At 65.2% G+C, this 13,742-nt stretch carries 12 protein-coding genes; all 12 read left to right on the top strand.

Annotated elements, in window-relative coordinates; translation table 11 throughout:
* Nucleotides 1-822: TAXI family TRAP transporter solute-binding subunit (locus tag ACO41U_RS07860; protein WP_485942952.1), on the top strand; the 822-nt coding region annotated here is incomplete at its 5' end.
* A 41-nt stretch (nt 823-863) separates the two neighbouring features.
* Complete coding sequence (locus tag ACO41U_RS07855; RefSeq protein ID WP_485942950.1) at nt 864-2,732, top strand: TRAP transporter permease; 1,869 nt, start codon at nt 864-866, stop codon at nt 2,730-2,732.
* Entirely contained in the window at nt 2,729-3,628 is a 900-nt protein-coding gene (locus ACO41U_RS07850) for a CobW family GTP-binding protein (RefSeq protein ID WP_485942948.1), read from the top strand. Before ACO41U_RS07855 ends, ACO41U_RS07850 begins: the two co-directional genes overlap by 4 nt.
* Nucleotides 3,629-3,695: 67 nt before the next feature.
* Nucleotides 3,696-4,370: a corrinoid protein gene (locus tag ACO41U_RS07845; RefSeq protein ID WP_485942946.1), complete on the top strand. Its 675-nt coding sequence runs from the start codon at nt 3,696-3,698 to the stop codon at nt 4,368-4,370.
* A gap of 49 nt (nt 4,371-4,419) precedes the next feature.
* The gene (locus tag ACO41U_RS07840; RefSeq protein ID WP_485942944.1) at nt 4,420-5,469 is read left to right on the top strand and encodes a uroporphyrinogen decarboxylase family protein; all 1,050 of its coding nucleotides are present in this window, start codon (nt 4,420-4,422) and stop codon (nt 5,467-5,469) included.
* Complete coding sequence (locus ACO41U_RS07835; RefSeq protein ID WP_485942942.1) at nt 5,457-7,244, top strand: ASKHA domain-containing protein; 1,788 nt, start codon at nt 5,457-5,459, stop codon at nt 7,242-7,244. The genes ACO41U_RS07840 and ACO41U_RS07835 overlap by 13 nt, the downstream gene beginning before the upstream one ends.
* Nucleotides 7,245-7,263: 19 nt before the next feature.
* Nucleotides 7,264-8,064 (top strand): uroporphyrinogen decarboxylase family protein, encoded by an 801-nt coding sequence (locus ACO41U_RS07830; protein ID WP_485942940.1) that lies wholly within the window; start codon nt 7,264-7,266, stop codon nt 8,062-8,064.
* Nucleotides 8,065-8,128: 64 nt separating this feature from the next.
* The gene (locus ACO41U_RS07825; protein ID WP_485942938.1) at nt 8,129-9,193 is read left to right on the top strand and encodes a uroporphyrinogen decarboxylase family protein; all 1,065 of its coding nucleotides are present in this window, start codon (nt 8,129-8,131) and stop codon (nt 9,191-9,193) included.
* A gap of 563 nt (nt 9,194-9,756) precedes the next feature.
* Nucleotides 9,757-10,557, top strand: coding sequence for a putative hydro-lyase (locus tag ACO41U_RS07820; RefSeq protein WP_485942936.1), 801 nt, complete (start codon nt 9,757-9,759; stop codon nt 10,555-10,557).
* Between the two features lie 57 nt (nt 10,558-10,614).
* Nucleotides 10,615-11,820 (top strand): NRAMP family divalent metal transporter, encoded by a 1,206-nt coding sequence (locus ACO41U_RS07815; RefSeq protein ID WP_485942934.1) that lies wholly within the window; start codon nt 10,615-10,617, stop codon nt 11,818-11,820.
* Between the two features lie 67 nt (nt 11,821-11,887).
* On the top strand, nt 11,888-12,619 hold the full coding sequence (gene pxpB / locus ACO41U_RS07810) for a 5-oxoprolinase subunit PxpB (protein WP_298778870.1): 732 nt from the start codon (nt 11,888-11,890) through the stop codon (nt 12,617-12,619).
* Complete coding sequence (locus ACO41U_RS07805; RefSeq protein WP_485942932.1) at nt 12,616-13,686, top strand: 5-oxoprolinase subunit C family protein; 1,071 nt, start codon at nt 12,616-12,618, stop codon at nt 13,684-13,686. Before pxpB ends, ACO41U_RS07805 begins: the two co-directional genes overlap by 4 nt.
* Nucleotides 13,687-13,742 lie beyond the last annotated feature (56 nt).

Below are 13,742 nucleotides of genomic sequence, written 5' to 3'. Positions count from 1 at the left end.
TCTGCGATGGCCAAAATCTGGACGGACAACATCGAGGGGCTCAAGGCGAGCGCCCAGTCCTCCGGGGGGACCATGAACAACATCCAGTTGCTCGCGGATGGAGAGGCCGAGGCCGCCTTCGCCGACGGCCTCTACTACGACGCCTATAACGGGCTCAAGAACTACGAGGGCAAGCCGCAGTCCTTCCTGCGCGCCGCCGTGCCCCTCTATCCCGAGGCCATCCACCTGCTCGCGGCCCGGGACAGCGGCATCGAAACCCTTCAGGACCTCAAGGGCAAGCGCGTCGCTGTGGGAGCCGTGGGCGGCAGCACCATGCTGACGGCCTTCCAGCTCCTGCACCTGGCCGGGCTCGATCCCGAAAAGGACATCGTCCCGGAGAACCTGGGGCACGCGGACGTGGTCGCCGCGTTCGCGGACAAACGCATCGACGCGTCCGTCACCATCGGGGCCATCGGGATCGCCAGCGCCATGGAGACGACCACGCTGGGGACGGCCTACCTCGTCGCCATCCCGCAGGCCGTCGTCGAAAAAATATGCGAGGAAACGCCCTACTTCAGCCCTCTGACGATTCCCGAAGGGACCTACAAAAACCAGGTGAAGGCCATCGGGACCTTCAGCAGCCCCAATATCCTGGCCGTGCACGAGAAGCTGGACGACGAGCTCGTCTATCGGATGACCAAGGCCCTTTTCGAGCACAAGGAGGACCTCGTCGCCGTCAGCGCACGGATGTCGGCCATGAATCCCGAGTCCATCGCCCACGTCGGCATTCCCGTGCATCCGGGCGCTCTGCGTTACTACAAAGAAATTGGAGCCCTGAAATAGCGATGGTTTTCTCCAACCCTGCGGGACGGGAGGACGCCTCTTTGTCCTGCAGGGCATCCCTCCTCGATAACGTCAGGACGAACGCGGCGTTCGCGCTCTGCGTCGCCATGTCCCTGTTCCACCTCTACACCGCAGGGATCGACCTCCTCCAGACGCCCGTCCAGCGTGCGGTCCACGTCGGGTTCGTCCTGGTCCTGGTCTTTCTGCTGCACCCGCTGAGGAGATGGCGCTGGATCGATGCGCTCCTGGTCCTCTGCTCCATCGCCGGGACGGGGTACATCGCCCTCTTCTCCGACGCCATCGCCCTGCGGGGCGGCAAGGTCCTGCCGTACGAGCTCGTCCTGGGAACCCTCACCCTGATCGCCGTCCTGGAGGCGGGACGGCGCGTCCTGGGGCGGACGCTGCCCCTGTTGGGCCTGGCCTTTTTGCTCTACTGCCGTTACGGGCGCTACGCCCCGTCGATCTTCATGCATCGGGGCTACTCCCTGGAGCGAATCGTCCAGCACCTATACCTGACGACGGAGGGCGTCTTCGGCGTGGCGGTCGGGGTCTCCTCCACGTTCATCTTCCTGTTCATCCTGTTCGGCGCCTTCCTGTCCGGCAGCGGAGGGGCACGGTTTTTCAACAACCTTGCCCTCTCGCTGACGGGAAGGAGTCCGGGCGGCCCCGCCAAGGTGGCCATCGTCGCTTCAGGACTGCTGGGGACGATCAACGGTTCCTCCATCGCCAACGTGGCCACCACCGGAGCCTTCACCATTCCCTTGATGAAGAAGGCCGGCTACACGCCCGAGGAGGCCGGTGCCATCGAGGCCTGTGCCTCCACAGGGGGGCAGCTCATGCCTCCGATCATGGGGGCCGGCGCCTTCGTGATGAGTGAGTTTCTGAACGTCCCCTACGCCCGAATCCTGTCGGCCGCGATCGTCCCCGCTCTGCTCTATTATGCGGGCCTCTTCCTGAACGTCCACCTCAGGGCCCGCAGGGCCGGCCTGAAGGGGTTGGGCGGGGAGGCCCTCGGAGTCCGGGAGGTCCTGAGGGACGACGGGCACCTTCTGCTGCCGCTCCTTCTGATCGTCGTCATGCTGATGCGCGCCTATACACCGCTCAAAGCGGCGTTCTGGGGCATTCTCGTGATGGTCGGCGTCGCCGGGCTGAGACGTCACACCCGCATGGGGCCGCGGCTCGTCGTCAAGGCCCTTGCGGATGGGGCGCGAGGCGCGATCGGGACGGGCATCGCCTGCGCCGTCGTCGGGTTCGTCGTCGGGGGAAGCTCCTTGACCGCTTTAGGGCCAACGCTCTCCGACAACATCCTGGACCTTGCCGGCGGAGCCCTGCTGCCCACCCTGTTTCTGGCCATGGGGGCCTGCCTTCTCCTCGGCATGGGGCTCCCCACGACGGCCAACTACATCGTGACCAGCACGGTGGTCGTTCCCGCCCTCGTCAAGATGGGCGTGCCGCCCCTCTCCGCCCACATGTTCGTCTTCTATTTCGGAATCATGGCAGACATCAGCCCTCCGGTCTGCCTGGCCTCCTTCACGGCGGCGGGGATAGCCGGAGCGAACGCGGCCAGCACGGGAACCCGCGCGCTGCTCTTCGCACTCACCTCCTTCCTGCTACCCTACCTCTTCATCTACAATCCCGCGATTCTCATGGAGGGAGGCTCCCTGCTCTCCGTCCTTGAGGTTTCGGTTGGAGCGGCCGTCGGCATCGTCGCCTTCGCTGCGGCACTGCAGGGGTGGTGGGGGGTGCGTCTGAGCGTTCTCCTGCGCGCCGCGGCCCTCGTTGCGGGAGCGTTGTGTTTCGTCCCGCACGGCCCTTTGCGGATCGTCGGAACGCTGGCGTCGTTGGGGCTTGGCGGTGCGGCCCGCTGGGGGGAGAGGTTTTTTGTGAAAGGAAGCGAAGAAAACGAGTGAAAGTCCTGATCGTATCCGGCTTCCTTGGCGCGGGGAAGACCACGTTCATCCGTGAGCTGGCGCGCCACATCGAGGGGACCGTCGTCGTCCTCGAAAACGAGTTCGGGGAGGTGGGGGTCGATGGAGCCCTCCTGAAGGACGCGCCCGTCGAGGTCGTCGAGCTGGCCCAGGGCTGCATCTGCTGCACCATGAGGGCAGACTTCCTGCGGGCCGTCGACGAGATCGGGCGCCGTTTCCATCCCGACGTCCTGCTCATCGAGCCCACGGGAGTAGGGTCCCTGAGCCTTATCCTCTCCTCACTGTCGACAGGGGCGAGGGAGGGCGTTTCACTGCTCCCGCCCGTCACGGTCGTCGATGCGGAGTGCTTTGGGGATTACATTGAGGTCTTCGGGGACTTCTACCGGGACCAGATCGCGCGAGCGCGCACCCTGATTGTGACGAAGTCGGAGGCGCTGCCGGCCGAGGAACGCGAGGCAGTCCTGAAGGCGCTTGCTGGCCTGAACCCGAAGGCCGGGATCGTCCTTCCCCCCTACGCGGCGCTCCCCAAGGAGTGGTGGGACGGCCTTTTCAGCGCGGAGGTGGCGGAGGCTCCCACCCCGTCCGAAGGGGTGACGGCGCTCTCGCTGGAGAACCTGGGCCTGAGGAACCTGAGTTTTCGGAGCCGCGAGGCCCTGGAGGGCCTTCTGGACCGCCTGTCCTCTGGGGCGTTCGGACGAATCTACAGGATCAAGGGGCTGGCTCCGGTTGGCGGGGAGTGGCTGCGTTTCGACGTCGTGAACCGGAGCCGGACGATCGAGGCGTGGAGTCCGGCGGAGTCCTCCGGGATGGCCCTGATCGGCGAGGGGTTGGACGTCCCCCGCATCAGGATGGCGCTGTGGGAGTTCAGGCTTCCCTGAGCCCCGTCTTACGCTCGATGGAGTGGGGATCGTCCCCCACAAAATTCTGAAACCGAGGCGATGACCAATGTCAATGAGCAAGGAAGAGTACCTCAAAAGCCTTTCGGACTGCGTGTTTGAGATGGAGGACGAAAAGGTCGTGACGGTTGCGGAGGAGTACCTTCGCGAGGGGCACAGCGCCCTGGACGGGATCAACCTGGGCCTGGTCGACGGCATGAACCGCGCGGGCCTGCTCTACGAGCAGGAGGAGTATTTCGTCACGGACCTCCTGCTCTGTTCGGACGCCATGTACAACGGGCTGGACGTGTTGAAGCCCCACCTGAAGAACGCGTCGGCAGAGGGTGAGGAGTCGATCCCTGCCGTGATCGGCGTCGTGCAGGGCGACACCCACGACATCGGAAAGAACCTCGTGAAGATCATGTTCGAGACGGCGGGCTTCACGATGTACGACCTGGGACGGGACGTCCCCATCGAGGCCTTCGTGGACAAGGCCCAGGAGGTGAACGCCCGCCTCATCTGCCTCTCGACGCTCATGACCACGACGATGATCGGGATGCAGCGCGTCGTGGAGCTCTTGAAGGAGCGCGGCCTATACGGCAAGATCAAGGTCATGATCGGCGGAGGACCCGTCTCCCAGAAGTTCTGCGAGAAGATCGAGGCGGACGCCTACACGGGCAACGCGATGGAGGCCGTTCGCGTGGCGAAGGCGCTCCTCAAGGGAGAGCCGATCCCGGCGGCATGAGCTTCATCGGGACGGCTCTATGGTTGCGGTCCGATGAAGGAGGGCGAACATGAACGAAAAGGAACGACTGATTGGAGTGCTCCGGGGGGAGTCGATCCCCGAAGCGCCCTGCATCTGTCCTGGCGGGATGATGAACGCCATCGTCGTCGATCTGATGGACCGGTGCGGCATCGCCTGGCCGGAGGCCCACACGGACCCCGTCAAGATGGCGGACCTGGCCAGGGCGGTGTACGACTGCGAGATGTTCGAGAACTATGGGGTCCCCTTCTGCATGACCGTTGAGGCGGAAACTCTGGGCGCTCCGGTGGACATGGGGAACCGGGAGTGCGAGCCTCACGTTTCGGGCTACGTCCTGGATCGGGTGGAGCGATGGGCCGAGCTTCCGGAGCCCGACCTGTCCAAGGGGCGTGCCCGCGTCGTCATCGAGGCCATCGAACGGCTCAAGCGGACGGGGAAGGAGGGCGTTCCCATCATCGGCAACCTGACGGGCCCCCTCAGCCTGGCGACGTCGCTGGTGGACCCCATCGACTTCTACAAGTCCCTCCGGCGAAAGAACGCGGACGCCCACGCCGTGATGCGGCGGGCAACGGACCTGCTCATCGCGTTTGGCACGGCACAGGTCGCTGCCGGAGCGGACGTCCTGACCGTCTCCGACCCCAGCGGCACGGGGGAGATCCTGGGCGCTCGCTACTTTGAGGAGTTTGCCGTCCGATACCTCAACGAGCTGATCCGGGGCGTGCGCCGCGCGTTCCCCGACATGCGCTTCATCGTCCACATCTGCGGACAGATGAAGAACGTGTTCGGCGAGCTGCGGGCGGTGGAGGCGGACGCCTTCAGCTTCGACGCGGTGGTGAGCCTGCGCGAGGCGCGAAAGCGGCTGGCGCCCCGAAAGATCATGGGCAACGTCAGCTCCTTCGGCCTGGCCTTCGCGCCGGAGGAGAGGGTGGAGGCCATGGCCCGCGCGGCCCTCAACATGGGCTCCGACATCCTGGCGCCGGCCTGCGGGCTGGGCACGCGATCGGACATCCACTCCATACAGGCCCTCCTGAGGGCGGCCAGGCGGGCACGGGGGGAGGAGCCTCTCTTATGTACTGTGTGAGGGTTCCAGACCAGGGGCTTTCCCTCCCCATAACGCCGGGCACGGACCTTCTGACGGTTCTGCGGTCCGCAGGGCTCCCGATCAACGCGGCCTGCGGAGGGCACGGGACGTGCGGCAAGTGCAGGGTCCGGGTGCTGGCGGGGGACGCAGGTCCCGTCTCCGACGCGGAACGGCGCCTCCTCTCCGATCGGGACCTGGCCGACGGGGTCCGCCTGGCCTGCTTTGCCCGTCCGGAGGGAGAGGTCGACGTTTGCCTCTTTGACGCGCAGGAGAAGGGACACCCGATCCTGACGGACGGTTTCGTGCCGGAGTTCGTCTTCGACCCCGTCCTGCGGCGGGACCCCGTCGTGCTGGAGCCGGCCTCCCTGGCATCCCCTCTCTCCCTGGACGAGCGCCTGGCTGGGGCAGCGGGCCTGAAGGAGGTTCCCCTTGCCGTCCTGCAGCGGCTCCCCTTCGAGGGGACGCGGTTTTCCGTCCTGACCCATGATGGAGAGTTCCTGACGGCGGAGCCCGAAGGGGAGGAGGGGGTCTTCGCGGCGGCGGTGGACATCGGGACCACCACGGTGGTCGTGTCGCTCATTGACATGGGGACGGGTCGGGAGCTGGGCAGCGCCTCCGAGGTCAACCCGCAGAAGGAGCACGGACAGGACGTCCTGACCCGGATCACCTGGGTTCAGGAGGTGGGGGTGGAGGCCGTCCGGCAGATGCAGCGCGAGATCGTCCTGAAGCTGGAGGAGCTGCTCCTGTCCCTCTGCGGTGAGCACGCGGTTCCGCCCCGGCGGGTGTTCCAGCTCAGCGTGGGCGCGAACGCCACCATGACGCACCTGCTGCTGGGGGTGGACCCCCGCTCCATCGGCCTGTCTCCCTACGCGCCGCAGTTCAGGCACAGGCGGTACGAGCGGGCCTCGGACCTGGGCTTCACCCGGATCCATCCAGACGCGCGGGTCCTCTGCCTCCCGCAGATATCCTCGTTCGTCGGAGGGGATATCGTCGCCGGCATCGTCACGGCGGACCTGACGGAGGCGGAGGACAACGTCCTGTTCATCGACATCGGGACGAACGGCGAGATGGTCCTGTCGAAGGGAGGGGAGCTCTTTGCCGCGTCCTGCGCGGCGGGGCCGGCCCTTGAGGGGATGAACATCAGTTGCGGGATGCGCGCCCAGGAGGGGGCCGTCGAGGAGGCGGTCCTGAAGGACGGGCGCCTCTCCCTGACGGCCATCGGGGGAAGGTCGCCCATTGGCCTCTGCGGCAGCGGAATCCTGGCCGTCGTCCGGGAGCTCCTGGCGGTCGGCCTGATCACGAAGCGCGGCAACGTCGCCCGGCCGGAGGAGGCGCCTCCGGAGCTGCGCCATCTCATCGGCGAATCCGGAGGCAAGCGAAGCCTCGTCCTTCAGGAGGGGGACCCGCCCCTGACCCTGACGCAGAAGGACGTGCGCCAGATTCAGCTGGCCAAGGGAGCCATCCTGTCCGGTGCCCTCTGCCTGATCGAAGCGGCTGGGCTGACGCCGGATGCGGTGGACCGGGTCCTCATCGCGGGCCAGTTCGGCAAGCACCTGGCCCCGGAGAGCCTGGTCGGCGCGGGGCTGCTCCCAGCCGCCTTCGGGGACCGAATTCACTACATCGGCAACTCCAGCAGGACGGGGGCCTACCTCTCTCTGGTCTCGCGGGAGCACTACCGGAGGATGACGCAGGGCATCCAGGTGGCGCGCTACATCGAGTTGAGCGTGCTCCCCGGCTACGAGAGGACGTTTGCCGAGGCGCTGTTGTTCCACTGAGGGCTGAGGAGGGGTGGACATGAAGATATATCAATGCAAAACAGAGGACTCGCCGAGCCTGGTCCCCGTCTTGGAGGAGCTGGGGATGAGCTACGAGGAAACCTTGAAGGACGGCTCGGCCATGGCGCGGGCGGCGGAGAGGGTGCGGGAGGTCAGCGGCATGAACCACGTCGTCGTCCCCCTGTCGGAGTGTCTGATGACGGCCTGTCTTGGGACGGCCATCACCTGGGACCCGGAGCTGGGGGATCGGGTGGCGAAGGAGGTCTTTTCCGACTGGGCGGAGGCGGAGGCCTTTTGTCCCGAGGCCATCCGCCGCGAGATGCTGGACCCCCTCTTTGAGGCCATCAAGATTTTAAAGGAACGAGGGGCACGGATCGTCGTCAACGTGACGGGACCCATCGCCCTGATGTCGGGGCTCCTCCCGACGGAGGCGGTCTATCGGGCCATGCCGAAGCGGAAGGAGCCCTTCCCGCGGCTTATGAGCATCGTCGAGGACTTTATCGCAGAACACATCGCGCGGGTGGACGTCCTGGGGCCGGAGCTCATCTACCTGGCGGATTCCGTCGGATCCCTGGACCTCGTGGGGCCTCGCCTGTTCCGTCAGGTTTCGGGCCTCAGCTACCTGCGTATTTTGAAGCGCTCGGAGGGGCTTGCGACGCCCATCTACATGTGCCCCAAGAACATGACGTCGCTCTTCTCCGTGGGGTTTCTCGAAAGGGCCGAGGACGGAAACCTCTGCGCGGGGCCCTGCCTGGCGCGGAAGTTTACGGAGCTGCGCTACGGAAGGTGCCGCATTGCCCAGGGAGTGGAGATGGCGTAAAGGACGATCCCTCATTGATTTTTCGGCGAGGATATATGGATAAGGCAAAAGGAGTGTGCGAAGGATGAGTCAGACGACGCAAGGCGGGCCCGATCGCCTCAAGGTCTCCATCTCGATGGGGGAAACGGCCATCACGCTCTTTGGCGTGAACACGAAGGAGTACTACTTCAACTCGGACGTCATGGCCGACATCGAGGCCCGGTTCTGGGAGAAGTTTCAACCAGATGGCGCGAGCATCTCCATCACGCTGAGGGGCATGGCGGAGGCCATGGGCTCCGAGATGCTCTATAAAAACCACTGCATCCCCAGCGTGAAGGTGCCGCGGGTCCACGAACCGAAGGACGTGTATGACCTCAGGGTCCCCGACCCCCTGAAGGACGGGCGGCTGCCCATCGTGCTGGATGCCCTGGTCAAGTTGAAGGAGAGGCTGGACGGCAAGACGGGCGTGGGGGCCGGGATGGCCGGGCCGGTCAGCGTCGCCATCGCCGTCTGCGGCGCGGAGAACTTCCTGCGCTGGACGCGCCGCCACCCCGACGAGGTCCGGCACCTGATGGAGGTCATCACGGAGGGGAACAACCGCTACATCGACGAGCTGGGCAAGCGAGGGATCGTCGGCCTCTCCTTCTCGGACCCCGTGGCCTCGACGGACCTCCTGGGTTACAAGCAGTTCATCGAATTCTCGCTTCCCTACTTCACCGAGAACGTGCGGCACGGCGGCAAGGTGCTGGGGAAGAATCCGGGCACCCACATCTGCGGGCACACCAAGGGGATATGGAAGGACATCGTGGGGGCCGGAGTGTCGGCCTTCAGCGTCGATAACGTCGAGGACCTGGCGGAGGCCAAGGCGGTCATGGGGGGCAGCGTCGCCCTCATTGGGAACGTTCCTCCGGTCAACGTCCTGAACCTGGGCAAGGAGGAGGACATCAAGAGGTCCGTGGCGGAGTGCATCCTGAAGGCCCACGACTCCCCGAAAGGGTATGTCCTCGGTTCCGGCTGCCAGGTGCCGCTCTTCACCCCCGCGGAGAACGTCGAGGCGTACGTCCGGTGGGGCAAGGAGCTGGGGAAGCTGCCAATCGACACGGAGAGGCTGAAGCGCATTGTGGAGGAGTCGCCCCAAAACCACGGATAAAAGCAGATCGCCTGACAGGGACTGTTTGTGCTGGATTGCCAAGCCCAACGCAGCGGCCCAGGTCCACGGGCAAGGTTTTTAACGTGAAGCAGCGGCAGGCCTTGCGGCAGCCAGAGGGTCCAGCCCCCCGCTCCTCGGAACGGTGTCCGCCTCCCAGGCTCCGCCGTAGGGCCCCCGCTCAACTTCTTTCGGTCGAAGCTCAATGAAAACGGCGTCCCTGATAGACCCCGACCAGTGTGCGAAGACCCTGTGTATTTTCTCGCTCTGTTGTTATAAAATAATGACAAGTCATACTCCTCCCATCAGAGTTTTTAGGGGAAGGGGCGACTCCGGGTGACCGTCTCCCTCGCTGTTGAGGATCGAAAAAACCCTTTACCGCGAAGGACTGCCGCTCGGATGAAACTGCCAGGCGCCCAGCATCGGTGCCCCGCTTCCCGGGCACAGCGCACGCTGTTCGCTGTTCGTCTGCTTTTTATCTTCGTTCATCCCCCTGTTGTCGCCTTTTAGTATGGTGAATCCAAGTGTCTGCTCAATGCAATCCAGGAATGGAGGTCTTGAAGAAAATGGCAAAGATGAGCGACTATGCGGGAGCCAGCCCCCGTGAGGTGCGGCAGATGATCCGTGAAGGCAAGTGGGATCGGCCCACCTCCGGTATGTGTGCCGGACACGTACAGGCTAACCTGGTGGTGCTGCCCAGGGACCTTGCCTACGATTTTCTGGTCTTCGCCCAGAGAAACCCCAAGCCCTGCCCCATCCTGGACGTGACGGAGCCCGGTGAGACGGAGCCGCGCCTCATTGCGCCGGGGGCGAACATCGCGACGGACATCCCGCGCTACCGCGTGTGGGAGAAGGGGAAGTGCGTGGACGAACCCACGGACGTGACGAAGTACTGGAAGAGGGACCTGGTGGGCTTCCTGGTGGGGTGCTCCTTCTCCTTTGAGGGGGCGCTGCTCCAGGCGGGGATCGGCGTTCGCCACATTGAGTGCGACTGCAACGTCCCCATGTACATCACGAACATCCAGTGCCGTCCGGCAGGGCAGTTGAAGGGGCCTATGGTGGTCTCCATGCGCCCCATCCCCCACGCTCAGGTCCCCAAGGCCGTGCTCTGCACGGGACGCTTCCCCTCCGTTCACGGCGCCCCCGTCCACATCGGGGACCCCTCGGCCATCGGCATTGCCGACGTTACGAAGCCGGATTTCGGCGACGCAGTGGATATCCGCAGGGGGGAGACCCCCGTTTTCTGGGCCTGCGGCGTGACGCCCCAGGCGGCCATCATGGCGGCCTGTCCGGAGTTTGCCATCACCCACTCCCCAGGCCACATGTTCATCGCCGACCCCATGGACAGCGACTACGCCGTATTCTAGGGGGGCAGGACGGCCTTCGGTCGTTCACGCATATCACACTATATGGGAGGTAACCACATGGAACAGAAGAGCAATAAGGGGACGCTGCAGGTTCTGTTGGGCGCAGCCTTCCTCATGGCCACCTCGGCCATCGGGCCGGGGTTCCTCACCCAGACGACGGTATTCACCCAGCAGCTTCTGGCCGCGGCAGGCTTCGCCATCCTCGCCACCATCATCGTGACGACCATCGTGCAGCTCAACATCTGGCGCATCCTCTGCGTCTCCGGCCTCCGGGCACAGGACGTGGCCAACAGGGTCCTGCCGGGGCTGGGGTACTTCTTGGCCTTCGCGGTGGCCCTGGGCGGACTCGCCTTCAACGTGGGCAACGTGGGCGGCGCGGCCCTGGGGCTCAACACGATGCTGGACCTTCCGCTGAATTACGGCGCAGTGATCAGCGCGGCCATCGCCGTCTTCATCTACCTGAACAAGGACCTTGGCAAGGCCATGGACTACTTCACTCAGATCCTGGGCGTCCTGATGATCGCCCTGATGTGCTACGTGGCCGTGAAGGCCGCGCCGTCCCTTGACATAGTGGCCAGGGGAACCCTTGCCCCCGACACGATCAACTGGATGGTGATCCTGACCCTCATTGGCGGCACGGTGGGCGGGTACATTTCTTTCTCCGGCGCGCACCGCCTGCTGGACGCCGGCATCAGAGATGTGAAGGACGCCACCAGGGCAGCGGCTAATGGGGTCCTCGTCACCTCGATCATGCGCATCCTGCTGTTCCTCGCGGTCCTGGGCGTGGTGTACGTTGCAGCCGGCGAAGATGCGGTTGTGTTGGACGAGAACAATCCGGCGGCGGACGCGTTTTTCAGAGGCGCCGGCGAGATCGGTCGGCGGATGTTCGGCGTCGTGCTTTGGGCGGCTGGCGTCACCTCCGTCATCGGCGCCTCCTACACCTCGGTCTCCTTCCTCCGGACGCTCTTCAAGGTCATTGACCGGAACTACCGCTGGTGGATGATCGGCTTCATCTGCGTCTCCACGGCCATCAACGTCCTGGTGGCCAGGCCCGTGGCGCTTCTCATTCTGGCCGGGGCCATCAACGGGCTCATCCTGCCCCTGGCCCTGGGCTCCATCCTGCTGGGCGCATACAAGAAGGAAGTCGTGGGCAACTACCGCCACTCCATCCTCCTCACCCTCACCGGCTGGGCTGTGGTGGCCTTCACGCTGTGGATGGGCGTCCAGGCGCTCCCCAACATCATGAAGATCTTCAACAGCTAATTGATGCATGGGGGAGGGCGCGTTTCCGCCCCTCCCCCATGTGTGACCTCATCTGGAGGTGACTGACATGGACGCAAAGATTCTTCCGGCGGGGGAGACGTGTCTGTTCGTGGACTTCGGCGAGAAGATCGACATGGAGATCAACAGGCACGTCCAGGCCATCAAGCGGGCGCTGCTGGACCGTCCCTTCAAGGGGATGAAGGAGCTTGTGCCCACCTATCGCTCCCTTTCCGTGTACTTTGACCCGCTTACCGTGGACCTGCCGGCGCTGAAGAAGCGCCTGGAGCAGGAGCTTGAGGGCGCCGGCCCCGCGGACTCGGCCAGCACCACGGAGGTGTGCGTTCCCGTGTTCTTCGGCGGCGAGTTCGGTCCGGACCTGGGCGATGTTGCATCGCACACAGGCCTCAGCGAGGACGAGGTGGTGCGGCGCTACAGCGAGTCGCCCCTCTATTGTTTCATGAACGGCTTCACCCCTGGCTTCCCCTACCTGGGGGGCATGGACCCTTCGCTGGAGACACCACGGCTCAAGACGCCTCGGGAGCTCATTCCGGCCAACAGCGTGGCCATTGGAGGCGCCCAGGCCGGAGCCTACTCCATCGCCAGCCCCGGTGGCTGGCGTATCATCGGTCGCGTGCCCTACGATCTCTACGACGCCGGTCGTGAACCCGCCGTGGCCATCCAGGCTGGAATGTGGGTCCACTTCTATCCGGTGACCATGGAGCGCTACAGGGAGATTGAGGCAGAGGCCAAAAGCGGCGCCTACAGGGTTGAGTACCGTGAGAGGGGGGCGGCGAGATGAGGCTCGTGATTCAAAAACCGGGTACGCTGACCACCGTGCAGGACCTTGGCCGCTGGGGGCACCAGGCGCTTGGAATGCCCGTCAGCGGCGCCATGGATGCGCCTGCTCTGGCCCGAGGCAACCTGCTGCTGGGCAACCCGGCGGGGGCCGCGGCCCTTGAAGTCACCCTGATGGGGCCTACGGTCCTCTTTGAGGACGGCGAAGGGGCCGTCGCCATCACGGGCGGGGACCTTGCTCCCAGGCTGAATGGCGCGCCTGTTGCCAACTGGACGGTCGTGGCGGTTCGGGAGGGCGACGTCCTATCCTTCGGCGGCATGACCGGCAAGGGGTGCCGTGCCTACCTCTGCGTGGCCGGCGGGATTGACGTCCCCCTGGTGATGGGGAGCCGCAGCACCTACATGAAGGCCGGCACCGGAGGCTTCGAGGGACGTAAGCTGGCGGCGGGGGACGCGCTGCCGGTGGGGGAGCCCTGGGTCCTGTGGCGTTACACGGCGGGGATCGGCTGTCCGGAGGACCTGCGCCCCGACTACGCGCCAAAGGCCCCGCTGCGGACGGTCCTGGGGCCGCAGGACTCCTACATCACGTCCGAGGGCGTCAAGACCTTCTTCGAGGCGGAGTACAAGGTGGCCGCCTCGGCGGACCGCATGGGGTACCGTATGGAGGGCGATGCCGTCATCGAGCACGTGAAGGGCCCGGACATCATCTCGGACGGCATTCCCATGGGGGCGGTGCAGATCCCGGGGCAGGGCCTCCCCATCGTGATGATGGCGGACCGCCAGACCACGGGGGGGTACGTCAAGATTGGCGTGGTCCACGCCTTTGACGTGGCCCGCCTGAGCCAGCGCGTCCCCGGCGCAGCGGTGTGTTTCACACAGATATCTCAGGAGGAGGGCATCGAGATATCCAGGCGGGAGGCGGCGGCGCTGAAGGCGCTTCAGAAGTACGTGACGGAGTCTGCGGTCGCTGCGGCGAAGGCGTCCCGTGGGCTGGGGAGGAGGGCGTCCGGGGCCATGAAGGTGCGGGTGGACGGGGTGGAACACACCGTCACCTGGGAGAGACTTTCCTGAGTAGAGGAGTGATGACCTGATGCCTTACAAGGTGGATTTGAACAGCGACCTGGGCG

The sequence above is a fragment of the Fretibacterium sp. genome, assembly GCF_057312375.1.
The sequence above is the reverse complement of the archived record's forward strand: the minus strand, read 5'-3'. Positions and strand labels throughout refer to the sequence as shown.